Source organism: uncultured Salinibacterium sp. (genome assembly GCF_963974405.1).
GTDB lineage: Bacteria > Actinomycetota > Actinomycetes > Actinomycetales > Microbacteriaceae > Rhodoglobus.
Map to the genome: position 1 here is coordinate 1,369,088 of NZ_CAXBBH010000001.1, position 24,796 is coordinate 1,393,883.

Below are 24,796 nucleotides of genomic sequence, written 5' to 3' on the forward strand. Positions count from 1 at the left end.
GCGGCCTCGAATACTGTTTAGCTATAAGTGCTGGCAAGTGTCGATCCGCGCATGGGCGCGAGGAATGAGCCGAAATCATGATTGAATTTCGTGCAGTAACCAAGCGTTTCCCCGACGGTACGGTTGCCGTCGACGACTTTAGTCTCGTGATTCCGTCACGAAAGATTACGGTCTTCGTCGGTTCGTCAGGCAGCGGTAAAACAACGCTGCTCCGGATGATCAACCGCATGGTCGATCCCACGGGGGGCGACATCGAAATCGATGGCGACAGCATCATGAGCAAAGAGCCGGTGGCCCTCCGACGCAGCATCGGCTACGTCATGCAAAACTCCGGTTTGTTGCCGCATTTCAAAGTGATCGACAACGTCACTACAGTGCCGACGCTCAACGGAGTGCCGAAGAAACAGGCGCGCGAGCAAGCGCTCGAACTGCTGGATACTGTCGGTCTCAGCCGCACGCTCGCCGACAGATACCCCAGTCAGCTGTCCGGCGGCCAGCAGCAGCGCGTTGGCGTTGCACGAGGTCTCGCTGCGAACCCCAATATTCTTCTCATGGATGAGCCATTCGGCGCGGTAGATCCGATCGTGCGGGCAGAGTTGCAGCAAGAGACAATTCGCTTGCAGCATGAGCTCGACAAGACGATCGTGTTCGTGACCCACGACATCGACGAGGCATTCTTGCTTGGCGACCAGGTCGTAATCCTCGAAAAGGGCGCCAAGATTGCTCAGGTTGGCAGCCCGAACGAGATCATGGCTGCGCCGGCAAGTGATTTCGTGGCGGACTTCATCGGTGCTGAACGAGGCAAGCGCGCGCTCAGCCTCAAGAAGACCGCAAACGGAACGATTCTCGTTGACAGCGAAGGCCGTGGAGCCGGCGTTCTTGTAGGAGGGTCAGAGCTAGCGTGACCTGGATCATCAATAATCTTGATCTGATCTGGGGTCTCACCCTCGAACATATTCGGCTGAGTATTCCGCCGATAGTTCTCGGCTTCCTCATTTCTATCCCGTTGGGCTGGTTGGCTTATCGCTTCAAGCTCACTCGAGGCATCCTGCTGACCCTTGCCGGTTTGCTGTATACGATTCCGTCGCTCGCGATGTTCGTGCTTCTACCGCCGCTGATAGGCATCCCTTTCCTGAGCGAGCTCAACATTACGATCGCGCTCACGCTCTATGCCGTGGCCATCATGGCTCGGTCTGTCGCGGATGCTCTGGGTTCGGTTGATCCGGCAATCCGTCAATCGGCCACTGCCGTAGGTTTTGGCGGCTGGCGTCGATTCTGGACCGTCGACTTCCCACTCGCCGGTCCCGTTGTGCTTGCTGGCCTCCGTGTTGCTGCTGTATCAACGGTGAGCCTCGTGACTGTCGGAATTCTCATTGGCGTGCAGAGCCTCGGTTACCTTTTTACGAACGGCTTTCAGCGCCGAATCTTGGAAGAGATCTTCGCGGGAGTCGTGATGACAGTGATCGTCGCCTTGGTGATCGACCGCGCTCTTGTACTGCTGGGTCGGATGCTCATGCCGTGGACGACGGTTGCTAAGCAGAAGGCGCCCGCTCCCGCACTGGAAGGAGCGCCAGCATGAACTTGCTCATAGAAGCAGTGCAGTGGCTGTTCTCTCCTGAGCGACTTGAGGGGAGCAATCCGATTCCGGTCCGGATCGAAGAGCACCTTTTCTACACCTTCTTCGCGGTGATTGTTGCGGCCCTCATTGCTGTACCGCTCGGTTTCTACATCGGGCATACGGGTAAGGGGCGCGACTTCGCCGTCGGATTGTCGGGAGCCGCGCGCGCCCTGCCATCGTTTGGTCTCATACTGCTTCTCGTGCTGCTGATTGGGGTGACCCAGGTTCAACTGCAACTCGCAACGATTACAGCATTCGTGCTTCTGGCCATACCGTCGATTCTGGCGGGAGCATATGCGGGAATAGAAGCGGTGGACCGCCGCGTTATCGATGCTGCGCGAGCGGTCGGTATGACAGAGTGGCAAATCCTGTGGAAGGTAGAAGTTCCGCTGGGGCTTCCGCTGCTCATCGGTGGCCTTCGCGCGGCAACGCTGCAGGTTGTCGCCACCGCGACACTCGCGGCCTACGTGGGGCTAGGCGGCCTCGGAATCTACATTTTCCGCGGCCTCCCTCTCCAACGTTATGAAGAGATGTTAGGGAGCGCGTTGTTGATTGCAGCGCTCGCTCTCGTTCTCGACGGAATATTTGCGCTCATCCAACAATTTGCGGTTCCCCGCGGAGTTTCGGCTGGGCGTGCTAAAGATGTCCGCACGTCATCAACTCGACGACGTGCGGTGGCAGCAAAACCTGCCCAAGAAAGAAGAGGATAGAAATGTTCACAGCGAAGAACAAAGGCCGGCTCGCGCTAGGCGCCGCCGCGGTCGGGGTTGCAATTGCCCTGTCAGGGTGTGCAACTGGTGATCCCCTGGACTCCGGATCGAGTGACGAGAACACCAACAGCGACACCATCGTTGTCGGCTCGCAGGCTTACTACTCGAACGAAATCATTGCCGAAATCTACTCGCAGGCACTGGAAAACGCTGGCTTTGAGGTCGAGCGCCAATTCCAGATCGGCCAGCGCGATGCATACCTGCCCGCTCTGGAGAGTGGCGAAGTAGACATCATCCCCGAATACACGGGAAACCTTCTCCAGTTCTACAGTGAAGACACCACGGCAACGGCATCAGAAGATGTCTACGCTGAACTCACTGAAGCGCTGCCCGAGGGCCTCACGGTTCTCGAACAGTCGTCGGCTACCGACCAGGACTCCTACAACGTGACCGCTGACTTTGCGGCAGCTAACTCATTGACGAGCCTCGCGGACCTCGCCGATGTTGCGGACCTCAAACTCGGTGGAAACGCTGAACTCGAAGAGCGTCCCTACGGTCCTGCCGGACTCAAGGACGTCTACGGCGCCACGGTTGGCTTCACCGCGACCGGTGACACCACCGTTGCCGCGCTCGTCGAGGGAACCATCAACATCGCCAACGTCTACAGCGCCGACCCGCGTATCCAGACAGAGAACCTCGTCACCTTGACTGACCCTGAGGGCCTGTTCTTGGCGTCGAACGTTGTTCCTCTTGTGAACACGGATATCGCTGACTCGATCGCCGACGTCCTCAATGCGGTCAACGCGAAGCTCACGCCTGAGGGCCTCGTCGCTCTCAACGTGCAGAGCACCGTAGACAAGATGTCGTCTGACGACATCGCGAGTGCCTGGTTGAGCGAAAACGGCCTGAGCTAACTCAGGTTGCGAGACACGGCTGGCTAGTCCAGCAACGAGGGGCGGATGCGCGTGCATCCGCCCCTCTGCCGTTAACGCTTACTCGTGATCGAGTTGCTCCATATGGCGCTGCTGCGAGCGCTGCAAGAGCTTCTTGGCGATGAGAGTGACGATCGCGAGGACAACCACGATTGCGACGAAAATGTAGCCCGCATAGTGAAGCTGATCGAGCAACTCGCGAAAGCTTCCGGCAGTGAGTGCCCCCACGGAAACATAGGCGACCGACCAGATGGTTGTTGCCGGCACGGTCCAGGCCATGAAGGTGCGGTACTTCATGGTGCTCATGCCGACAGTGACCGGCACGAGCGAGTGCATCACCGGCAGAAATCTCGAGATAAACACCGCGATTCCTCCCCGGCGTCCCAAATAGCGCTCCGCCTGCACCCAGTTTTTCTCGCCAATGCGTTTGCCGAGGCGAGAGTGTCTGATCTTGGGGCCGAAAAAACGGCCGAGAGCAAACCCGACGCTCTCACCGACGAGCGCACCAACGATTACTACAGCGATCAAGATTGACGCTTCGAAGACACTGCCCACCGCGGTGCTCGCGACCAAGACGACTGTGTCTCCCGGAACAACGAGGCCGATCAAGATAGACGTTTCGAGCATGATGGCGACGCCCGCGAGAACCGTGCGAAGCACCGGATCGACCGACTGAACGGTGTCGAGAATGAAACTCAAGGCATCGTTTACCCACTCACCGAAGCCGCCGCTAGCGGGGATCGGGTCAGCGCTGAAGGCAAGGTCGAAGAGATCCACAGAATGAGCCTAGCGATCCAAGCCGAAAGCACACTGGTTATAGCTGGCGTGCGAGAGCAGCCATTCGCGTGCGCCACTGTTCGAGGCGGCCCGGCTTTTCAGCGAGTTCCGGCCCGTCCACCCAGCGTGCGATTATCCGGATGCCGTGCAGGGCGTTTACCGCCCACACTTCCGTTCCCGCGAGCTCGGCGGGCGTCACCGCTTCCTCGTGAGTATCGAGCCCGAGTGCCCGTGCCAATGTCAGCACGCTGCGCGAGGTGACGCTATCAATTCGCTCGAATTCTGCCGGCGGACCGCACAGAATTTCGCCCCGCCACCACAGGATTGCACTGTATGCACCCTCGATGACGTAGCCCTCGTCGGTGAGGAGAATGGCTTCATCGGCACCTCGATCGCGGGCGGCGGCCTGCAGCTCGCCCATGGCCACGAGGTCAGGCCCCTTCACCGAGGGCTGGGTGCGGGGGTCGTCGTCCTGCACAGTCACGGCCGTCGCGGAACGACGAAGCTCAGGGTTGGCGCGCAAGCGCAGAAAGAACTCGGCTCCGCGAAGTTCGACGCGAGGAAACCAAATGCCAGCGCGGGGGAGAGCCGCGACTGCAGCTGCAAAAAAACTCTCTGCGGTTTCGCGCTCGGCGGCGGGTACGGCATCCAGAAATCGTTGCCGGTGAAGCGCGAGGCCCACGACGGATCCTGCGCTGACAAGCCAAGAATCGGCCACCGTCATAGGTGTAGACGACACTGCGGCCGGGTCGATCTCGACGAGTTCTTCGTTCTGCCACCGATAAATTGCGTCCACACTCATAGGCTTAGGTTATGCGCTCTCGCGTCTTGACTGCTGACCTGCCGCGCTGGGTCGATCCCGCGGCGGTGTTCAGCGAACTCATGGCGCAGTGCGCTGGGGCGGCTGCGGGCGCGGTCTGGCTCGACAGCGGGGCACTCGCTCGCTCGGGGCGCAGCTACCTCGCCGTTTCGGAACGGGCGGTGCTGAGTTCCGACCTCGATGAGCCCGTCTTTGATTGGATGGCGCGGCAATTCTCAGCCCCTGATGTCGACTACGCGGAGGCTCCGGCAGGCTTCCGCTTGGGCTGGGTCGGCTGGCTCGGCTATGAGCTGCGCGGTGAGTCTCTTGGGGTGCCCATCACAACTCCGGCGACGACTGCGGATGCCGCATGGCTGTGGGTAGATCGGGTGATTGTTTTCGATCACGAGTCTCAGTCGCTAAGCCTGCTCGCTCTCGGCGAGGGTTGGACGGGAGAGCTCGCGCTGTGGCGGCAGCGGATGGAACGGCTCATTGAAGCGGCGGATGCAGCGGCGGATGCAGCGGCGGGCACAGCGGCAAGAGCAACCGGCGACGCAGCGCTCCCGGCAGCCCTGGCTCGGGCCGCGGCCGCACCTGCTCCGCTCGCTCTCTGGCGCGATTCAGATTCCGACTACCTCGCGAAGATCGAAGCGTGCCAGCGCGCGATCGTCGAAGGCGATGCCTACCAGCTGTGCCTCACCACCAACATACGCGTAGACCACGCAGCCGATCCTGTCTCCACCTACCTCGAGTTGCGGCGAGCAAACCCCAGCCATCATGGTGGTTTTATGCAGGTGGGGGAGACCGCACTACTCAGTTCGACCCCCGAAAAGTTTGTCTCGATTTCTCCCGACGGGGTGATCGAAACGAAGCCCATCAAGGGCACCCGCCGACGCAGCTCAGACCCTACCGAAGATCAACAACTGAGCGCCGAACTGCTCTCGAGCGATAAAGAGCGGGCCGAAAATCTGATGATTGTCGACCTCATGCGCAATGATCTTGGTCGTGTGTGCGAGGTGGGTTCAGTGACGGTGCCCACGTTGTTTGAGGTGGAAAGCTACGCCACCGTGCATCAGCTCGTCAGCACCATCCGAGGACAATTGCGTTCTGACGTGAGCGCTGTCGACGCCATCAAGGCATCGTTTCCGGCGGGATCGATGACGGGAGCACCGAAGCATTCAGCGACTCTCATTCTCGATTCTCTTGAGCGTGCTCCGCGAGGCATCTACTCCGGCGTCTTTGGGTATGTGGGGGTCGATGGTGCCGTTGACCTCGCGATGGTCATCCGCTCCATCGTCATGGATGCTCGGGGCTCAACGATCGGGGCAGGCGGTGGAATTACGGCTCTCTCGGTGCCCGAGGAAGAGCTGGCCGAGGTCAAGTTGAAGGCGGCGGCACTGCTGCGCGTGCTGGGTGTTTCGGCCGACTGAGCGGCCGTGCATCCGCTCTCGACCGTAGTGAACGACCCGTCTACCGTGGGGCTGTGTACTGTGAGATACGTCAACTCATAGACAATGGAATTACCCGACACAGTTTGGCCCCCTCGAGCGCGGCCGTGTGTTGGGTAATCTTGGAACTTCCCTGTAACGAATTGAGAGTGTTTACGTGACTGAGCAGCCTAACTTTGCTGGTGCACACGACGATCGCGATGGTGCCTCGGACTACGACGTAGCCGCCATTCACGCCAAGTGGCAAGCCAAGTGGGAAGAGCTCAAGCCGTTCGCGACGAGCGACCCGGACGACAAGCGCCCGCGCAAGTACATCCTTGATATGTTCCCCTACCCCTCGGGCGACCTTCACATGGGTCACGCCGAGGCCTACGCCTTTGGTGACATCGCGGCGCGCTATTGGCGTCAGCGCGGATTCAACGTACTTCACCCCATCGGCTGGGACTCGTTCGGCCTGCCCGCGGAGAACGCGGCGATCGAGCGCGGCATCGACCCTCGTGGCTGGACCTACGACAACATCGACCAGCAGAAGAAGAGCATGAAGCTCTACGGCGTTTCCTTTGACTGGGACCGCGTTCTGCACACGAGCGACCCCGAGTACTACAAGTGGAACCAGTGGCTGTTCCTCAAGATGTACGAAAAGGGCCTCGCGTACCGTAAGGATTCCTGGGTCAACTGGGACCCGGTAGATCAGACCGTTCTCGCGAACGAGCAGGTTCTGGCCGATGGCACGTCCGAGCGTTCGGGCGCGATCGTCGTCAAGAAGAAGCTCACGCAGTGGTACTTGAAGATCACCGACTACGCCGACCGCCTACTCGATGACTTGAACCAGCTCGAAGGTGCGTGGCCGTCGAAGGTTCTCTCGATGCAGCGCAACTGGATCGGTCGCTCTGTTGGTGCGGATGTCGACTTCGAGATCGAAGGTCGTGACGAGAAAGTCACCGTCTTCACGACGCGCCCCGACACTCTGTACGGTGTGACCTTCATGGTTGTCGCCCCAGACGGAGACCTCGCCGCGGAACTCGTTGAGGGTTCCGATGACGAGACCAAGGCCGCCTTCGCGAGCTACCTCGAGCAGACTCAAAAGCAGACCGAGATCGAACGCAAGGATGCCACGCGTACCAAGACCGGCATCCCGCTGAACCGTTTTGCGATCAACCCGGTCACGGGGGAGCGCATCCCGATCTGGACTGCAGACTACGTGCTGGCCGACTACGGCCACGGTGCCGTGATGGCTGTGCCCGCACACGACCAGCGCGACCTCGAATTCGCGATCAAGTTTGACCTGCCGGTGCGCGTTGTGCTCGACACGAACGCGCCCATCACCGGTGCGATTCCTGTTCTTGAGCTCGACGAAAACGGTATGGCGATTCTGCCCGATGACCTGCCACCGCTGAACCCCCGCGATACAGGTCAGTCGTTGCAGGGCGATGGCCGCATGATCAACTCGGGTCCGCTCGACGGGCTCAGCAAGAACAATGCGATCAAGAAGATCGTGGAACAGCTCGAAGCTGCTGGCACTGGCCGCGCCGCGAAGACGTATCGTCTGCGCGACTGGCTGATCAGTCGTCAGCGCTTCTGGGGAACCCCCATCCCGATCATCCACGGTTCGGATGGCGAGCTGATTCCGGTTCCTTTCGATCAGCTTCCCGTTGAGTTGCCGTCGACCGAGGGCCTCGATCTCAAGCCCAAGGGCAAGTCGCCATTGGCCGGGGCCGAAGACTGGATCAACGTTGAGGACCCGCGCGATGGCAGCCCAGCCCTGCGCGACGCCGACACAATGGACACCTTCGTTGACAGCTCGTGGTACTTTTTGCGCTTCCTGTCGCCGAATGATCCCGACAAGGCCTTCGACCCGGCCGAGGCTGAGAAGTGGGCTCCCGTCGACCAGTACGTCGGTGGCGTCGAGCACGCAATTTTGCACTTGCTCTACTCGCGCTTCATTACCAAGGTGCTCTTCGACCTCGGTTACGTCAGTTTCACGGAGCCTTTTAGCGCGCTGCTCAACCAAGGCATGGTTCTGTCTGAGGGCAAGAAGATGTCGAAGCGCAGCCGCAAGGCCGTCACCTTCTCTGGCGAAATTGCTGAGCACGGTGCCGATGCTCTGCGTCTGACGCTGGCCTTCGCTGGCCCGCCCGAAGAGAACATCAACTGGGAGGACGTGTCGCCTGCGGCGTCGCACAAGTTCTTGGCTCGAGCGTTCCGTGTGGTGCGGGATGTCACGAGTGCTCCCGAGATCGAGTGGAAGACGGGCGACACTACGCTGCGTCGTGCCACCCACCGCTTCCTCGCTGATGGCCCCGGCCTCGCGGAGTCGCTGAAATTCAACGTGCTCGTTGCTCGCATCATGGATCTCGTCAACGTCACCCGGAAGGCCATCGACACCGGTGCTGGTGGCGGCGATGCGGCAGTTCGTGAAGCGGCAGAAGTCATCACGATCGCGCTGAGCCTATTCGCACCGCACACGGCAGAAGAGATGTGGGAAAAGCTTGGCTACGAGCCCACTGTTGCACTCGCTGGCTGGCGCAAGGCTGACCCGTCGCTCCTCGTTGAGGAGTCGGTGACGGCCGTTGTGCAGGTGGATGGCAAGGTTCGTGACCGCCTCGAAGTTTCGCCCAAGATTGACGGCGCCGACCTCGAAGCTCTCGCCATGGCATCCGAAGCGATCAAGCGCACCGTCGGTGACCGCGAAATCGTCAAGGTGATCGTGCGGGCGCCCAAGCTCGTCAACATCGCGACTCGTCAACAGCCCGCCGGAGGCTAAGCAAGTCCACACGTTTTAACTAAGCGCGCTCCGAGCAATCGGGGCGCGCTTAGTTTGTGGGAGTGGAAGAGTTTGAGCAGGCTCGTAAGGCGCGCTTGCGAGTGCGCGTCGGCGCAGTCATCGTCGTGGTGCTCGTCGCGCTCGGTTGTGCGGTGCTTGCGACCGCGCTCACCGGTAGCCCTACTGCGGTTGAGATCGCGCGCGGCGAATTGGGCTCAGGCGGCGATGCGATCGTCGTTGAGTCGCCGTCCCTTTTCGTGCACGTCACAGGCGCAGTGATGCGCCCGGGACTCTTTGAGCTGGCCGAGGGCTCGCGCGTTATCGATGCGATTGCTGCCGCCGGGGGCTTCACCGACGAAGCAAACCGTGATCAACTCAATCTTGCGCGCTTATTGACCGATGGAGAGCAGTTCGCTGTTCCTGCAGCAGGTGACGACGTTGACGCCGCTGCCGCGTCCGATGGTCGTGTGAATTTGAACACGGCGGATGCCGCAGCGCTCGACACCCTGCCTCGCATCGGGCCAGCAATGGCCGCCCGCATTTTGGCGTGGCGAGAAGCTAACGGTCGCTTCGCGAGTGTCGATGACCTGCGAAATATTGCAGGGATTGGTGACGCTACCTTCGAAGGACTTCGCGATCTGGTCACAGTATGAGGCTCGATCTGCGGTTGAGCCTCCCCGTTGCCGCAGCATGGGTCGTGGCCGTTCTGGTGATTGGGGTCCCGGGCTGGGCGCCTGTGATCGCCATCGTGCTGTGGCTACTCGCCGGCGTTCTCACCGCGATTGTGCTTCTGAGGGCACGCCGAGTCCTCGCGAGCCTTGCGTTGGGCTGCGCTCTCGCCGCGCTCTGTTCTACGTCAGTGGCTCTCCATTCCGAAGATCGTCAACCAGCCATGCTCAGGGAGGTGGCTGAGCAGCACGCAACCGTTGTCGCGACAGCGACGACAACTTCTGCGCTGCGTGCGGATGCAGATTTCTTCCCAGCCACCATCACGCGGCTAGAGATCAACGAAGAGGTGCTGCAGCTTAACTCACCCGCTCTTATCTTTACCGAACGAAGCGGATTCGGCGGGCGCGAGGAGAAATCGAGCGACGATCAGCGCGGCAGTGTGGCGGCATTCGAAGAGAGCGCGGTTGAGCCTTGGGGCATCGGTGTCGAGTTTTCGGTCACGGGCACACTTGCCAGCACCGAGCCCGGCGACGGGCGGGCAGTGTTGCTTTTCGCCTCTGAGGCACCGCAGTGGCGTGCCGCGCCCGAGTGGCAATTCGACTGGGCTAACCAATTGCGACAAACATTCGCGAAGGCCACTGCTCAGCTCCCCGGTGGCGGCGGTCAGCTTCTTGGCGGGCTTGCGATCGGCGACACGACTGCCGTGAGCGATGATCTCGACGCCGCAATGAAGGCGAGCTCGCTGAGTCACCTCACGGCTGTCTCAGGCGCGAACTGCGCGATAGTCGTCGGGCTCATCATGGCGCTTGGCGCGCGGGCGGGAGCGAATCGTGCAGTGCGCATCGGTCTCTCAATCCTCGTGCTGGTGGCGTTCGTGATCGTCGTCACTCCCGATCCGAGCGTGCTGCGCGCGGCGCTCATGGCGACGTTCGTGCTGGTTGCGCTCGGCGGTGGTAGGCCGATCCGCGGCATGGCAGTGCTGTCGCTCGCGACGATCGGTTTACTAGTCTTCGATCCGTGGCTTTCGCGCAACTTTGCCTTTGTGCTTTCTGTTTTCGCCACGGCTGGGTTGCTTCTCTTCGCTGAACCTCTTGCGCAGTTCTTAGGTCGCTGGATGCCGCGTTGGCTGTCGCTCGTGATCGCTGTGCCCTTGGCGGCTCAACTCGCCTGCCAACCCGTATTGCTCCTTTTGCAGCCCTCACTGCCCACCTACGGGGTCATCGCGAACGTACTTGCAGCGCCCGCCGCGCCGATTGCGACGGTTGTTGGTCTCGCTGCGTGCGTTGCGCTCTCGCTGCTTCCCTTGCTCGGGCTCGTGCTGATGTGGATCGCGTGGCTGCCAGCTGCATGGGTTGCCGCGGTAGCGGAATTCTTTGCCGGGGCCCCGTGGTCCCGCATCCCATGGTGGGAGGGTTGGGTGGGGGTGGTGACGCTCAGCGTGCTCACGGTGTTGCTGCTTTGCGCGCTGATGGCTAGCGGGATCTGGCGGACACGCGCCCTTATGTCGCTCGCGATTGCGGCCACGCTCGCTCTGGCGGTAGTGGTGGGGTCTGGAGTGAGCGCAGCGTTGACCTGGCCGAGGGATTGGCAGTTCGCTCAGTGTGATGTGGGCCAAGGTGATGCGGTGGTAATACGCAGTGACGATGAGATAGCTCTCATTGATACCGGGGCAGAACCAGAACTGCTCGAAGCTTGCCTCGATCGCCTATCAATCGACCGAATCGACTTGCTCGTGCTGACACACTTTGACCACGACCATGTTGGTGGCACGGATGCCGTGATAGGGCGAGCCGATGCGGTGATCGTGGGCCCAAGCGGGTCACCCGCTGATGACTCGCTGCTTGACGCTGTGACTGCTGCTGGGGCGCACGTCGTCGAAGTCAGTGCCGGCGATCGCGGCCAGCTTGGCGAGTTGCAGTGGGGTGTTCTTTGGCCGCCCGCGCAACTGTCCGGTATCGAGGCGGGTAACGACGCGAGCGTAGTCGTCGAGTTCCGGCCACGCTCGGATTGTCAGCGCCACTGCCTCAGTTCGGTCTTCTTAGGCGATCTAGGGGAGAGCGCTCAATCGCGCCTTGACGTCAACCACACATTCAAGCGAGTGGATGTCGTCAAAGTAAGCCATCACGGCTCCGGAGACCAACGTCCGGCTCTTTATGCCGAATTGCAGGCCACACTCGGACTTATCGGAGTAGGCGCCGATAACGGCTACGGGCATCCGACCGCCGACGCGCTCGCGATGCTCGACGATGCGGGCACAGCCGTCGCGCGCAGTGATCTGGCCGGACTCGTGCTGGTCTCGCCCACGAGGCAGCCTGGCGTGGTTTCTGTGTGGTCGGAGAGGGATGTGGGCGCCCGGCATTAGGCTAGGTTCGCAGTTCAAATTGAGGAGAGTTGTGGCCGCCAGAACCCCCGCCCGATCGCCGGCGAAGTCCAAAGTCGCGATCCCGCAGCTGGCGTGGAACAAGGTGCGGCCCGCGCCCATCATTCTTGTCAGCGGCACCGAAAGTTTTCTTGCCGACCGGGCTATTCGCATGCTGCGCGATACCTTGAAAGTCGAAGATCCCAGCCTCGAAGTTAATGACCTCGAAGCTGACAACTACGGTCCGGGCGAACTCATCAGTCTCGCGAGCCCGTCACTGTTCAGCGAGCCTCGGATGATTCGGGTCACGAACGTCGAGAGGTGCACCGACGCTTTCATCACCGAAACACTCTCGTATCTCGAAGCGCCCGCGGACGACACCTATGTGATTCTTCGTCACGCCGGGGGAGTACGCGGCAAGAAACTGCTCGACGCGATCCGTGCAGGCAAGGGCGGCGGTATCGAGATTGCGTGCCTCGAGCTCAAGAAAGATGCCGAGAAGTACGATTTCGCGTCTTCCGAGTTCGCCGCACAGCGTCGACGCGTTACACCTGGGGCTCTGCGAACACTTGTCTCGGCTTTCTCAGCCGACTTAGCGGAACTAGCGGCAGCATGTCAGCAACTCCTCGCTGATGATGCCGATGAAATTAACGAAGCAACTGTAGCCCGCTACTATTCGGGCCGAGTCGAAACCAACGCTTTCAAGGTGGCAGATTCTGCAATTGCAGGTCGTTCCGGAGAAGCACTCATACTTCTCCGTCATGCTCTAGCTTCCGGTGCTGACCCGGTACCGATTGTTGCCGCCTTCGCGGCGAAACTTCGCACGATGGCCAAACTCTCGGGAGGCTCAATGTCATCCGGTCAAGCAGCGAAAACGTTTGGCATGGCACCGTGGCAGGCTGACCGGGCTATGAAAGATCTGCGGGGCTGGAGCGATGCGGGGCTTGGCTCCGCCATCGAGGCGATCGCAGATACGGATGCCCAAGTGAAAGGCTTAGGGCGCGACCCGGTCTTTGCTCTGGAACGCATGATTTCTGTGGTTGCCGCTCGCGGCATCCGCTAGAACGAGCGATCTGGCGAGCAGTTGCTGCTGGCTGCCGCTGTTACTCATTAACAACAAAAGCCCCTCACCGCGAACGGTAGGGGCTTTTGTGTGGTCGGCGTAGTGCCGATCAGAGAGCTTTAGAGAGCTGCAACCTGCTTGGCCATAGCCGACTTGCGGTTTGCTGCTTGGTTCTTGTGCAGAACGCCCTTGCCTGCAGCCTTGTCGAGCGACTTGGATGCTGCCTTGAGGCGCGCGATGGCGGTCTCTTTGTCGCCAGCCTTGATGGCTTCGCGGGTTGCGCGGATGGCGGTCTTGACCTGGCTCTTGACCTGGCGGTTGCGGTCTTGAGCCTTCTTGTTGGTACCAATGCGCTTGATCTGCGACTTAATATTTGCCACGTGTATGTGCTTTCTTGTTTGTGGATCAGAGATGGTGGGCGGCCGTGGAAGAGAATCGGTGTTCTGATTCCCGGCCGCGATGCGCATACTGTTCGACAAAGAACCATATGCATAAGCCAACAGGCAATGTTACCAGCGCGGTGGAGCTATGGCAATTGCGGAGCAATTGCGCGACCCCAGCGCCGAACAAACTAAGTTTGCCCTGTCGCTGAGAGTGTTTAGCCGCTGCAACAACATGTTGACGAGGTCAAGAGTAGTGACCGTTGCTGTGTCTGCGGGATGCCACGCCTGCGCTGGGGGTAAAAGCTCGTCAAGGCTGGGAGCTCGGCGCTTAGGGCGGTTCTTCCCCGGGCGATTTCGGGGGTTACCCCGATTACTGAAGCTGCAGCGTTTTTCTATGCTTGATGCATGACTTCTTCACCCACTATTTCTTCCGCTTCCCCGTCCTCCTCTGCGTCTGGTGATGTTCTGAGCGAGTCGCCGCTGGTTGCTGACTCTGCTGACCCCGCTGAGCCGACTGCTTCTGCAGCTCCGGCATCCGCTAGCAGTCAGCCCGCGGCGTCTCGAACGCTGAGCATTCTTGCGCTCAGTTTCGGTATCGCATCCTTCTTCTTCGCGCAGAGCATCGTGGTGCCGCTAGCTGCCGTGATTTTGGGTGTCTTTGGCTTGCGGGATGAGCCATCGGGTCGCAGCTTCTCCATCTGGGGAATCGTTCTGGCGTGCGTTGCGACCTTCGGTTGGGTGCTGATCCTGCTGGTTGGCGCGGTGGCGTTTGTGCCGTTTCTTCTCCTGATGGCAGCGGTCTAGCACCGATTCGGTGCCCTGTGCGGTGGCCGCGCTTCCGCTCTCGTGAGGGTGTTGGCCTGTCGTATTCGGCGGGTGCGCGCAGGAACGTCGGCTTCATGGGAGAATTGGGCGGATGTCTCCTCGCGCCTCTTACACACTTGAGCCTGCTTCGACCGATCCCGCGTTGATCCGCAACTTTTGCATCATCGCGCATATCGATCACGGCAAGTCGACCCTCGCTGACCGTATGCTGTCGGTCACGGGGGTCGTGAGCGACCGCGATATGCGGGCGCAGTACCTCGACCGTATGGATATTGAGCGTGAGCGCGGCATCACGATCAAGAGCCAAGCCGTTCGTATGCCGTGGTCGCTGACCGATGACAACGGCAAAGAGCAGGCCTACGCCCTCAACATGATTGATACTCCCGGGCACGTCGACTTCACGTATGAGGTTTCGCGTTCGCTTGCCGCTTGTGAGGGAGCAATCCTTCTTGTGGATGCCGCCCAAGGTATTGAGGCTCAGACTCTCGCCAACCTGTATTTGGCGATGGAGAATGACCTCACGATCATCCCTGTGCTCAACAAAATTGACCTTCCGGCGGCTGATCCTGACAAGTATGCCGAAGAGATTGCGGGCCTTATCGGTTGCGAACCCGCTGACGTTCTGCGGGTGTCGGGTAAGACTGGCATGGGCGTTCCTGAGCTTCTCGATGCCGCAACGCGCCTCATCCCCGCTCCGGTCGGAAATGCGGATGCTCCGGCCCGCGCCATGATTTTTGACTCGGTTTACGATGCCTACCGTGGCGTCATCACCTATGTCCGTATGGTCGACGGCCAGCTCTCGCCTCGCGAGAAGGTCATGATGATGTCGACGAAATCGGCTCACGAGCTGCTGGAAATCGGCGTGAGCTCGCCTGAGCCAACTCCGACGAAGGGACTCGGCGTCGGTGAGGTGGGTTACCTCATCACCGGTGTTAAGGATGTTCGCCTGAGCAAGGTCGGCGACACCGTCACGAACCACGCCAAGCCGGCCGAAATAGCACTCAAGGGCTATTCCGAACCCAAGCCGATGGTCTTCTCGGGGCTCTACCCGATCGATGGTTCTGATTATCCCGTGTTGCGCGAGGCGCTCGACAAGTTGAAGTTGTCGGATGCCGCCCTAGTGTATGAGCCCGAAACATCCGTGGCTCTTGGTTTTGGTTTCCGTTGCGGCTTCTTGGGACTGTTGCACTTGGAGATCGTGCGTGAGCGTCTTGAGCGTGAGTTCAACCTCGACATGATCGCTACCGCGCCGTCGGTAATTTATGAAGTCATGGGTGACGACAAGAAGCTCACAACGGTTACTAACCCGAGCGAGTTCCCTGGCGGCAAGATCGCCAGCGTGACCGAGCCCATGGTGAAGGCATCCATCCTGACCCCTAAAGACTTCGTCGGCACGGTAATGGAACTGTGCCAGTCCCGTCGTGGAACCATGCAGGGCATGGAATATGTCGGCACAGACCGAGTCGAACTGCACTACACGATGCCTCTTGGCGAGATCGTGTTCGACTTCTTTGACCACCTCAAGAGCCGCACCCAGGGTTATGCGAGTCTCGACTACGAGCCCAGCGGTGACCAGGAAGCCGACCTTGTGAAGGTTGATATCTTGCTCCAGGGCGAAGCGGTTGACGCCTTTAGTGCGATTGTGCACCGTGACAAGGCCTACGCCTATGGGGTGCTCATGACAGAGCGTCTCAAGAACCTCATTCCGCGCCAGCAGTTCGAGGTTCCGATTCAGGCTGCGATCGGTGCACGCATCATCGCTCGTGAGTCAATCCGTGCGATGCGCAAAGATGTTCTTGCTAAGTGCTACGGCGGTGACATCAGCCGTAAGCGCAAGCTCCTTGAGAAGCAGAAGGAGGGCAAGAAGCGCATGAAGATGGTCGGTCGTGTTGAAGTTCCACAGGCAGCTTTCATCGCCGCCCTTTCCGGTGAAGTTGAAGCCGGCAAAGACAAGAAATAGACCCATGGATGCCCGCACCTACCCCAATGCTCCTGTTACCTACGGAGCTGTGGGTGCCACGCGTGGCAGCACGTTCACTGTTCTCCCGCCCGCCGGCTTTCGTCGCGTAGAGCGAAGCGCGCGCATCGGTCACGGTGAAACGCGGTGGATTTTCGCGCGCGAACAGATTCTGACCTGGGGTGTTAAGCGTCGAAGTGGATTCGGCGTGACCCTTCTTCCTCGCGATCCGCTCGGGGAATTGCGCGACCTCTCAGCGGATAGTGTCGAGCATCCTCACGTGCGGCCCGGCGACACTATCGTGCTCTCCATCGGTCGCGGGCGGCTGACCGCTCACGAGCCAGTGCGCGTCGTGTATGTCGTCGACGACCCCACTGTTGCTGGTTCTGCCTACGGAACGTTAGAAGGGCATCCACTTCGCGGTGAAGAGTCGTTCATGGTGGAGCGTCGAGACGATAACTCAGTCTGGATGACGGTGCGGTCATTTTCGCGGCCCGCTTCCTTGAAGTGGATGCTGCTCTCTCCCGCTCTTCGGGTGTTCCAGTACATCGTGGTCGGCCGCTACTTGCGCGCCCTCGCTGGAGCGATTCCCGCACCGGTTTAACGCCAGCGCAGAGCCGTTCTTAGCCCCGCTTGTCGAGTTCTTCGATTGCGCCGAGCACATCGTCGAGACCGCTGACGAGGTCATCAACGACGACGAGCGCACTTGTGTCGCGCAAGTCAGCAACCGTATAGGCGCCGGTCGCCACAGCGATGAAGGGGATGCCTGCGGAATCAGCGGCTACGCCATCGTTGGGAGTGTCGCCGACAATCACTCGGGGCTGATCGCCGAGAACTGTTGCGACGAGTGCGGTGAGGTGATGTCGGTCGGGCGAGCGATCACCAAAGAATGAGTTGGTCCAGTCGAAGTCCTCTTCGGCATAGCCCGCCGCGGTGAGTTTCACGCGGGAGTGCTGCTGGCCGTTGCCCGTGAGGAGCGCGTTTGCCCAGCCGTGACGTGTAGCGGCGAGCAGAGCATCCGGACCCCCGGCCACCGGAGTGCGCACGTAGCCACTCTCGTGCAGGGCGTGAGTGCGCCGATCCAGTTCGGTGAGCACATCGTCCAGCATGGTGGCGGGATGACCGTTGAGTTCGAGCAGGGCGGTGAGGATTTGACCCTCGGTCTGTCCGTGCGGGTTGGTGATCAAGGCGTGCGGGGCAGCGCCCGTGACGTGAGTAAAAGCCTCAAGATAGACAGCGGCGCCGTCGCGCGAATTGTGGATGAGCGTTCCGTCGATGTCCCACAGGATGTGCATAGTCACGCATCCATGCTCCCACGTAGGAGGTGAGACAATTGACCAGTGCCCGTCACTGCGACACCGGGCACGCTTTCTTCACCATGTGTTAGGGGTTAGTTCGTGCCAGGTGCTTTGCCGATTGCTGATCCTGCCCCTCTCGACGGCGCCCTGCCCGACAGCGTCGCTGTCGGTTCCCACGAGCGGGAATGGAGCGTCTACATTCACGTTCCGTTCTGCCGTGTTCGCTGTGGGTACTGCGACTTCAATACCTACACGGGCGAGGAGCTTCGCGGAGCAAAACGTTCTGACTATGCCACCGAAGCAATCGCAGAGATTCGGCAAGCATCCACGGTGCTAGCTAATGCCGGTGTCGCACCGCGCAAAGCATCGACGGTGTTCTTTGGCGGCGGCACGCCCACTTTGCTTCCCGTCACGGATCTCACGCGGATGCTCGCCGCCGCGCGCGACACGTGGGGCTTCACGGATGACGTCGAGGTCACGACTGAAGCCAACCCTGACTCGGTCGACCGTGACTATCTCCTCGCGCTCAAGAAGGCTGGCTTCACTCGAGTGTCTTTCGGTATGCAGTCGGCCGTTCCGCACGTGCTCGCGACGCTGGAACGCACCCACGATCCCGAGAAGGTTCCGCACGTCGTGAAGTGGGCGCGCGAGGTCGAGCTCGACGTCAGTGTCGACCTGATCTACGGTACGCCGGGGGAGTCATTGGCCGATTGGGAGCGCTCGCTCGATCACGCCATCGCGCAAAACCCCGACCATATCTCGGCGTACGCGCTCATTATCGAGACCGGTACGAAGCTGGCGGCGCAGATTAAGCGCGGCGATGTTGCTCCGGTGGATGACGATTTGCAGGCAGACATGTATGAGCTGGCCGATAAGAAACTCGCAGCGTCGGGCTACGACTGGTACGAGGTCAGCAACTGGGCGAAGCGCGACGAAGACCCTGCCATCAGCCACGCAAGCCGTCATAATCTTGGCTACTGGCTAGGTAATGACTGGTGGGGTGTTGGCCCGGGGGCTCACAGTCACGTCGGGGGCGTTCGCTGGTGGAACGTCAAGCATCCGGCCGCCTACGCTGATCGAATCGCCGCTGGCCATTCTCCGGGAGCCGGGCGCGAAACACTCGCGGACTCCAGTAAATATCTTGAGCATGTACTTCTGCGGGCGCGTGTTCGCGGCGGTTTGAAAACGGCAACGCTCGATGCTGAAGGTCGCACGGCAGTCGCCGGGCTCATTGCCGATGAACTGGTGGATGCTCCCGCGGCGTTCAAGGGAACCCTCACCCTCACGCTTAAAGGGCGCCTGCTCGCGGATGCCGTCGTGCGGCGATTGCTAGCAGACGCCCCCATTTAGAGCGAAAAATCGAGTTACTTGATGAACTCGATGGTCAGCGGATACTTGAACGCTTGGCCGTTGTTGGCGGCGACGGCTCCCATGATGCTGAAAACCAGCACGAGAATGCCCACAGCGATGATCGTAAGGTAGCCAATGAGAATCAGCATGAGGAACAGCGAGATCACGTAGGCGATGGCCATGGTGATCTGGAAGTTAAGTGCAGTGCGAGTGTGAGCCTGAACAAAGGGTCCACGGTCTTTCAACACGAGGTACCCCACGAGTGCGGGAATGAATCCGAACAAGATTCCACCCACGTGGATCAGTGTTGACCAGAGCTTCTCGTCGCTCGGACTCATCGGCTGGACTGGTGCGTAGGGCGAAGTGGGAGGTGGTGTGGAATCTGACATGACCCCATTAAAGCGTGCATTGGCTAAAAAAGTAGCCCCGAGAGCAGAAGCTCTCGGGGCTACGCCCTATCGGCTCAGCCGATAAGCAGAATTACTTGATGAGGCGAAGCGCGAAGGGGTAACGGTAGTTATTTCCCTCTTTCGCCTTTGTGAAGCCGATGATCGAGAAAACCAGTCCTAGAGCCCAGAGCGCGAAACTCAGGAGCGTTTGCACGATCGCAAAGAGCCCGAACGTGACGGCGGTAAGAACCAGGCCGAGGACGAAAAGCGCGACCTGTCCGATTGCTAGGGTGATCTGGAAGTTCAGTGCTTCTTTCGCTTCAGTGTTCGTGAAGGCGCCGCGGTCCTTGAACACGAGCCAGATAATAAGCGCGGGCAGGAATCCGAGGATTCCGCCGAGGTGAGCGAATGAAGCCCACTGCTTGTCCTCAGCCTCGGTCAGTTGAGCTGCCGGCTGCGGTGCTGCGGGCTGCGGATTTGCGTCAGTCATATGTTCGTGCCTTTCAGGTGAACGAGGGAACTTCCCGGGTTTCATCAAAGTGCTCGGTGTCACACCTGAGCATTTCCACAAAAAGGTAGCGCTCAAGTACACAGACACGCTAGCGCTATGACTCGCGCGGTGCAACGGTTGTGTCGCGGTGTGTCGAGTAAGATTGGCAGTCGAACGGATTGAGTGCCAATCAAGAGAGGTGGGTGGTGGCATGGTTTCCGCCCGCGGACTTGATGTGCTGCGAGTCATCGTGCAGGACTACGTTGCTACGCGCGAACCTGTCGGGTCGAAGTCGATCGTTGAACGCCACTCTTTTGGGGTGTCAGCGGCCACTATTCGCAATGACATGGTTTTGCTCGAAGACGAAGAGCTCATCACCGCGCCCCATACGTCGTCGGGTCGAGTGCCGACCGATAAGGGCTATCGCATGTTTGTCGACCAGCTGGCTGATCTTCGCCCGTTGACGAGTGCTCAGCGCCAGGCGATTGAGTCGTTCCTCGGTCAGGCTGACGATTTGGATGACGTGCTTGCTCGTTCTGTACGTTTGCTTTCGCAATTGACTAACAGCGTGGCGCTTGTTCAGTACCCTTCGCTGGCGACGGCTCGCGTGCGTCATGTGGAACTCGTTCCGTTGCATCCCACTCGCATCATGACTGTCTTTATTACAGACTCTGGTCGGGTGGAGCAGCGTCTTATCGATGTTTCCGAGCACTTCGACGAGGTGTTCTTGGGAGAAGTTCGCGCCAAGCTGAACTCTGCGCTCACGGGTCAGTCGCTTCCAGAAGCGGCGGAGAGACTCGCGAACTTCCCCGAGCTGTTTCCGCGTGAACACCAGGCGTTCGTTGCCCAGATCTCATCGAGCTTGGTAGAGCAGGTGCTGGCAAACCGCGCCGACAAGCTCGTGCTGGCGGGCACAGCAAACCTTGCGCGGACTGAGCAAGACTTTAACGGCAGCATTTTCCCTGTGCTTGAGGCAATAGAAGAGCAAGTAACGTTGTTGCGCCTCTTTGGAGAGATGGAAGTGGCAAATGGCTCTGTTTCTACTCGCATTGGGCGAGAGAACGCAGAATTTGGATTAGAAGAGACATCTGTCGTCACGGGAGGGTATTCCTCATCCGGCGGTGGTGTTTCGCGATTGGGTGTTCTCGGCCCAACGCGCATGGACTATTCGAACAATATGGCGGCGGTTCGCGCAGTGGCGCGGTACCTATCGCGACTTTTGGAAGACAACTGAGCTCGTAAGGAGCAATCGGAACTTTGGCAGATCACTACGAAGCCCTCGGCGTTGCCCGCGAAGCGACCCCGGAGGAAATCAAGAAGGCATACCGCAAGCTCGCTCGCGAGTTGCACCCCGACGTCAATCCCAGCGCGGATGCGTCGGAGCGTTTCAAGACGGTTACTCACGCGTATGACGTGCTGAGTGATCCGCAGCAGCGTCAGCAATATGACATGGGTGGCAGCGGTGGCTTCGGCGGCGGCGGAAACTTTGGCTTCGGGGATATCTTCGAGACGTTCTTTGGCGGCGGCGGTGGTCAAACTGCTGGCCCCCGTTCACGCCGTGAGCGTGGCCAGGATGCGCTTCTTCGCGTTGAAGTGAGTCTGAAAGACACGATGTTTGGCGTGACCCGCGATATCGAGATCAACACTGCCGAGCTCTGCGAAACGTGTGAAGGAAGCTGTGCGGCTCCCGGTAGTTCGCCCGTTCGTTGCGATATCTGTCAGGGCAGCGGCCAGATTCAGCGCCAGGTGCGTAGCCTTCTCGGAAATGTCATGACGTCAAGCCCGTGTGGCACGTGCCGTGGCTACGGCAACATCATCGTGAACCCCTGCGCAACATGTGCGGGACAGGGTCGCGTTCGTGCTCAGCGCACGATCTCGGTCGACATCCCTGCCGGTGTCGAAACTGGACTTCGTTTGCAAATGCCCGGCCAGGGTGAAGTCGGTCCTGCTGGTGGGCCCCACGGTGACCTTTTCCTTGAGATAAAGGTTCGACACCACGACGTATTCAGCCGCGCCGAAGATGACCTGCTTGCCACCGTCGAGGTGGAAATGATCGACGCCGTTCTGGGAACCGAGGTAAAGCTCGATGGCCTCGACGGTGAGATCGAAGTGAACATCAAACCGGGTATTCAAAGTGGTGAAGTTCTCACGGTCCGCGATCGTGGCATCACGAGCCTTCGCGGTAGCGGACGTGGCGACTTGCGCTTGGGTATCCAAGTGGTGACCCCGACAAAGCTCAGCGGTGCGGAGCAGACGCTCATGAAACAGCTCGCTGCTGTGCGCAAGAGCAAGCAACCACACTTCGCCGAATTCCAACAGGGACTGTTCGCGAAACTTCGCGACCGTTTCCTCTAGGCGCTCATGGCACATCTCTACATCGATGAAGAACTCGGTGACGTTGGCATTGGTGCGTCCGTTTCTTTAGGCAATGCTGAAGCGCGCCACGCCGTCACGGTTTCTCGTCTTTCAGTCGGCGAGACAATCGCAATCGGCAATGGCGCGGGCCTGATCGTTTCTGGCCCCATTGTCACGGCAGAGCACACCGAGCTCACGATCGAGGTTGCCGACGTCACGCAGTCGCCGCGGCGCACGCCCGCCGTCTTTCTGGCTCAGGCTTTAGCCAAAGCCGATCGCGATGAGCTCGCCGTTCAAGTGGCGACTGAACTCGGCGTGGATGGCGTGATTCCTTGGTCGGCCGCGCGGAGTATTTCGCGGTGGCAGGGGCCCAAGATCACCAAGGGCCGCGACCGTTGGGCTGCCATCGTGCGCGAAGCGAGCAAGCAGTCGCTGCGCAGTTGGATTCCCGATGTGCTCGATCTCGTAAGCACTAAACAACTGGCGAGCTTTGCCTCAACGACTCGGATGCTCGTGCTTGAACCCACAGCGACGGAGACACTGGCCGAACTCGAGGTAGACGATCGTGACATCCTCCTCGTTGTGGGCCCGGAGGGTGGCGTCGCGGATCACGAGCTCGAGCTCTTGACAGCGGCCGGAGCATCCACCATTCGATTGGGTAGTGAAGTGTTACGCACGTCTACCGCGGGCCCAGCAGCTCTGGCAGCATTAAACGTCAAGCTTGGCCGTTGGAGCTAGAGGTTTAGGCTAGAGCTATGTCTGATTCTCCTTCGATCTTTACCAAGATCATCGCTCGTGAAATTCCCGCGGATATTGTCTTCGAGTCGGATTCGATGATTGCGTTTCGAGACATTGCGCCTCAAGCGCCGGTGCACGTTCTCGTCGTGCCGAAGACTGAGCAGTTTGCGAATGTCACGGAATTGGCAGCGGGCGATCCTGCACTTTTGGCCCAACTGGTTTCGGTAGCCCAATCGCTTGCCGACGAACTTGCAGGCGGGCAGTACAGACTGATTTTCAACACCGGCGAAAACGCTGGACAAACTGTTTTCCACGTGCACGCTCATGTGCTCGGCGGAAACCTCGAGGAAGGCACCCTTGGTCACTAGTGACTCTGAGTTCGCAGGTTCGATAGCGCGCGAGAGCGTCTCGATTGAAGTAGACGGTGTCGCCATGGTGCGACTACTTGGCCCGCACGATCGGCTGCTGAAAGTCGTCGAAAGCAAGTTTCCGGATGTAGAAATGCATGTTCGGGGCAATGAGATCACCCTGAGTGGTGAGCCTTCGTCGATCGAGGCAGCAAAGGAACTCGTCGACGAACTTGTGACGATGGTGCGTGGTGGACACGATTTGGGGGAGATCGAAGTCGATTCTTCCGCGAAGATCTTGCGCGGTAATCAAGGCAGCCCCAAGCAGTTGCTCGGCGAAACTATTCTGACGGCACGGGGCAAAGCCATCCGGGCCAAGACACTCGGTCAGGCACAATACGTCGATGCGATGGACAACAACACCATCGTCTTCGGTATCGGTCCCGCCGGCACCGGAAAGACTTATTTGGCGATGGCGAAAGCTGTGCAAGCGTTGCAGCGCAAAGAGGTTGATCGCATCATCCTGAGCCGTCCGGCAATCGAAGCGGGGGAACGGCTCGGCTTCTTGCCCGGTTCCCTCACGGACAAAATCGACCCATACCTGCGTCCGCTCTACGATGCTCTCAACGACATGATGGATCCCGAGCTCGTGCCTAAATTGCTCGCCGCAGGCACCGTCGAGGTTGCGCCACTGGCATACATGCGCGGCCGCACCTTGAACAACTCCTTCGTCGTGCTCGACGAAGCGCAAAACACGACGCCGGAGCAGATGAAAATGTTCCTCACACGTCTCGGCTTCGACTCCAAGATGGTCATCACCGGCGACATCACTCAGGTGGATCTTCCTGAAGGCGCGAGCGGGCTCAAGCTCGTCTCCAAAGTCTTGCGTGAGATCGACGACATCTACTTTGCTGAGCTATCGAGCGCAGATGTGGTCCGGCACAGCCTCGTCGGCCAAATCGTAGACGCCTACACAACCTACGATGCCGAAAAGCAGCGTGATGACTACAACCGCAATAATCGGCCGCCCAAGCGCAGCCGCAACCACGAGAGGCGCTAGCGTGTCGATTGAGATCAACAACGAGTCAGCTATAGAAGTTGACGAGCACGCCTTCCAGCGACTGTGCACCTTCGCCCTCGACCAGCTTCACGTGCATCCGGATGCCGAACTGGGCATCGTCTTCGTCGATGAGGCAGCCATGGAGCAGCTTCACGTGCAGTGGATGGATGAGCCGGGCCCGACCGATGTCTTGAGCTTCCCGATGGATGAGCTGCGCCCTGGCACTGAAGACCGCCAGACTCCAGCCGGCTTGCTCGGCGATATCGTCGTGTGCCCTCAAGTTGCGATTTCACAAGCCGAGACGGCCGGGCATACGCCTCTTGACGAAATGCTGCTGCTGACAACCCACGGTCTGCTCCACTTGCTTGGCTTCGACCACGCCGAGCCTGACGAAGAAAAAGAGATGTTTGGCCTCCAACGCGAAATTCTGTTGGGGTTCGCTCTGGCAGAGCGAAGTAAGTAGCC

The 24,796-nt window shown here is 59.8% G+C and carries 25 protein-coding genes; 19 read left to right on the top strand and 6 right to left on the bottom strand.

Annotated elements, in window-relative coordinates; translation table 11 throughout:
* Positions 1–77 precede the first annotated feature (77 nt).
* Genes AACZ26_RS06785 through AACZ26_RS06800 form a run of 4 tightly spaced genes read left to right on the top strand, consistent with a single transcriptional unit; the run spans position 78 to position 3,242 of the window.
* Positions 78–905: an ATP-binding cassette domain-containing protein gene (locus AACZ26_RS06785; RefSeq protein ID WP_339620156.1), complete on the top strand. Its 828-nt coding sequence runs from the start codon at positions 78–80 to the stop codon at positions 903–905.
* The gene (locus AACZ26_RS06790; RefSeq protein ID WP_339620157.1) at positions 902–1,579 is read left to right on the top strand and encodes an ABC transporter permease; all 678 of its coding nucleotides are present in this window, start codon (positions 902–904) and stop codon (positions 1,577–1,579) included. Before AACZ26_RS06785 ends, AACZ26_RS06790 begins: the two co-directional genes overlap by 4 nt.
* Positions 1,576–2,328: an ABC transporter permease subunit gene (locus AACZ26_RS06795; protein ID WP_339620158.1), complete on the top strand. Its 753-nt coding sequence runs from the start codon at positions 1,576–1,578 to the stop codon at positions 2,326–2,328. The genes AACZ26_RS06790 and AACZ26_RS06795 overlap by 4 nt, the downstream gene beginning before the upstream one ends.
* A gap of 2 nt (positions 2,329–2,330) precedes the next feature.
* Positions 2,331–3,242, top strand: coding sequence for an ABC transporter substrate-binding protein (locus AACZ26_RS06800; RefSeq protein WP_339620159.1), 912 nt, complete (start codon positions 2,331–2,333; stop codon positions 3,240–3,242).
* A gap of 78 nt (positions 3,243–3,320) precedes the next feature.
* Here AACZ26_RS06800 and AACZ26_RS06805 read toward each other — a convergent pair whose 3' ends face one another.
* Both AACZ26_RS06805 and AACZ26_RS06810 read right to left on the bottom strand, forming a co-directional pair.
* Positions 3,321–4,001, bottom strand: a complete 681-nt coding sequence (locus AACZ26_RS06805; protein ID WP_339620644.1) for a DedA family protein — start codon at positions 3,999–4,001, stop codon at positions 3,321–3,323.
* Between the two features lie 73 nt (positions 4,002–4,074).
* Positions 4,075–4,839, bottom strand: coding sequence for an aminotransferase class IV (locus AACZ26_RS06810; protein WP_339620160.1), 765 nt, complete (start codon positions 4,837–4,839; stop codon positions 4,075–4,077).
* Positions 4,840–4,850: 11 nt separating this feature from the next.
* Between AACZ26_RS06810 and AACZ26_RS06815 the strand changes: the two genes are divergently transcribed.
* From AACZ26_RS06815 to holA, 5 genes are all read left to right on the top strand, one after another.
* On the top strand, positions 4,851–6,266 hold the full coding sequence (locus AACZ26_RS06815; protein WP_339620161.1) for an anthranilate synthase component I family protein: 1,416 nt from the start codon (positions 4,851–4,853) through the stop codon (positions 6,264–6,266).
* A gap of 175 nt (positions 6,267–6,441) precedes the next feature.
* On the top strand, positions 6,442–9,048 hold the full coding sequence (gene leuS / locus AACZ26_RS06820) for a leucine--tRNA ligase (RefSeq protein WP_339620162.1): 2,607 nt from the start codon (positions 6,442–6,444) through the stop codon (positions 9,046–9,048).
* Positions 9,049–9,110: 62 nt separating this feature from the next.
* Positions 9,111–9,701 carry a ComEA family DNA-binding protein gene (locus AACZ26_RS06825; RefSeq protein WP_339620163.1) on the top strand — a complete coding sequence of 197 codons (591 nt, stop codon included), beginning with the start codon at positions 9,111–9,113 and terminating at the stop codon, positions 9,699–9,701.
* Positions 9,698–12,079 (top strand): ComEC/Rec2 family competence protein, encoded by a 2,382-nt coding sequence (locus tag AACZ26_RS06830; RefSeq protein WP_339620164.1) that lies wholly within the window; start codon positions 9,698–9,700, stop codon positions 12,077–12,079. Before AACZ26_RS06825 ends, AACZ26_RS06830 begins: the two co-directional genes overlap by 4 nt.
* Before the next feature lie 31 nt (positions 12,080–12,110).
* Positions 12,111–13,139, top strand: coding sequence for a DNA polymerase III subunit delta (holA, locus tag AACZ26_RS06835; RefSeq protein WP_339620166.1), 1,029 nt, complete (start codon positions 12,111–12,113; stop codon positions 13,137–13,139).
* Between the two features lie 119 nt (positions 13,140–13,258).
* Here holA and rpsT read toward each other — a convergent pair whose 3' ends face one another.
* Complete coding sequence (rpsT, locus tag AACZ26_RS06840; RefSeq protein ID WP_339620168.1) at positions 13,259–13,519, bottom strand: 30S ribosomal protein S20; 261 nt, start codon at positions 13,517–13,519, stop codon at positions 13,259–13,261.
* Between the two features lie 408 nt (positions 13,520–13,927).
* Here rpsT and AACZ26_RS06845 point away from each other — a divergent pair, with 408 nt between their 5' ends.
* From AACZ26_RS06845 to AACZ26_RS06855, 3 genes are all read left to right on the top strand, one after another.
* Positions 13,928–14,326 (top strand): DUF4190 domain-containing protein, encoded by a 399-nt coding sequence (locus AACZ26_RS06845; RefSeq protein WP_339620170.1) that lies wholly within the window; start codon positions 13,928–13,930, stop codon positions 14,324–14,326.
* A 112-nt stretch (positions 14,327–14,438) separates the two neighbouring features.
* Entirely contained in the window at positions 14,439–16,307 is a 1,869-nt protein-coding gene (gene lepA / locus AACZ26_RS06850) for a translation elongation factor 4 (protein ID WP_339620172.1), read from the top strand.
* 4 nt (positions 16,308–16,311) lie between these two features.
* Positions 16,312–16,908, top strand: a complete 597-nt coding sequence (locus AACZ26_RS06855; protein ID WP_339620174.1) for a DUF1990 domain-containing protein — start codon at positions 16,312–16,314, stop codon at positions 16,906–16,908.
* 19 nt (positions 16,909–16,927) lie between these two features.
* Here the strand turns inward: AACZ26_RS06855 and AACZ26_RS06860 are convergent, their stop codons facing one another.
* Positions 16,928–17,599 (bottom strand): HAD hydrolase-like protein, encoded by a 672-nt coding sequence (locus AACZ26_RS06860; protein ID WP_339620646.1) that lies wholly within the window; start codon positions 17,597–17,599, stop codon positions 16,928–16,930.
* A gap of 102 nt (positions 17,600–17,701) precedes the next feature.
* On the opposite strand from AACZ26_RS06860, the gene hemW reads away from it, so the two are divergent.
* Complete coding sequence (gene hemW, locus AACZ26_RS06865) at positions 17,702–18,952, top strand: radical SAM family heme chaperone HemW (protein WP_339620176.1); 1,251 nt, start codon at positions 17,702–17,704, stop codon at positions 18,950–18,952.
* Between the two features lie 14 nt (positions 18,953–18,966).
* Here hemW and AACZ26_RS06870 read toward each other — a convergent pair whose 3' ends face one another.
* Both AACZ26_RS06870 and AACZ26_RS06875 read right to left on the bottom strand, forming a co-directional pair.
* Positions 18,967–19,341 carry a DUF4870 domain-containing protein gene (locus AACZ26_RS06870; RefSeq protein ID WP_339620178.1) on the bottom strand — a complete coding sequence of 125 codons (375 nt, stop codon included), beginning with the start codon at positions 19,339–19,341 and terminating at the stop codon, positions 18,967–18,969.
* Between the two features lie 91 nt (positions 19,342–19,432).
* Positions 19,433–19,831 carry a DUF4870 domain-containing protein gene (locus AACZ26_RS06875; RefSeq protein ID WP_339620180.1) on the bottom strand — a complete coding sequence of 133 codons (399 nt, stop codon included), beginning with the start codon at positions 19,829–19,831 and terminating at the stop codon, positions 19,433–19,435.
* 211 nt (positions 19,832–20,042) lie between these two features.
* On the opposite strand from AACZ26_RS06875, the gene hrcA reads away from it, so the two are divergent.
* From hrcA to ybeY, 6 genes are read left to right on the top strand one after another with little or no spacing between them, the layout of a single operon-like run.
* Positions 20,043–21,065 (top strand): heat-inducible transcriptional repressor HrcA, encoded by a 1,023-nt coding sequence (gene hrcA / locus AACZ26_RS06880; protein WP_339620182.1) that lies wholly within the window; start codon positions 20,043–20,045, stop codon positions 21,063–21,065.
* A 23-nt stretch (positions 21,066–21,088) separates the two neighbouring features.
* Positions 21,089–22,186: a molecular chaperone DnaJ gene (dnaJ, locus tag AACZ26_RS06885; protein ID WP_339620184.1), complete on the top strand. Its 1,098-nt coding sequence runs from the start codon at positions 21,089–21,091 to the stop codon at positions 22,184–22,186.
* Positions 22,187–22,192: 6 nt separating this feature from the next.
* Entirely contained in the window at positions 22,193–22,924 is a 732-nt protein-coding gene (locus tag AACZ26_RS06890) for a 16S rRNA (uracil(1498)-N(3))-methyltransferase (protein ID WP_339620186.1), read from the top strand.
* Positions 22,925–22,941: 17 nt separating this feature from the next.
* Positions 22,942–23,292, top strand: coding sequence for a histidine triad nucleotide-binding protein (locus AACZ26_RS06895; RefSeq protein ID WP_339620188.1), 351 nt, complete (start codon positions 22,942–22,944; stop codon positions 23,290–23,292).
* Positions 23,282–24,331: a PhoH family protein gene (locus AACZ26_RS06900; RefSeq protein WP_339620190.1), complete on the top strand. Its 1,050-nt coding sequence runs from the start codon at positions 23,282–23,284 to the stop codon at positions 24,329–24,331. Before AACZ26_RS06895 ends, AACZ26_RS06900 begins: the two co-directional genes overlap by 11 nt.
* Position 24,332: 1 nt before the next feature.
* Entirely contained in the window at positions 24,333–24,794 is a 462-nt protein-coding gene (gene ybeY, locus AACZ26_RS06905; RefSeq protein WP_339620192.1) for an rRNA maturation RNase YbeY, read from the top strand.
* Positions 24,795–24,796: the final 2 nt, after the last annotated feature.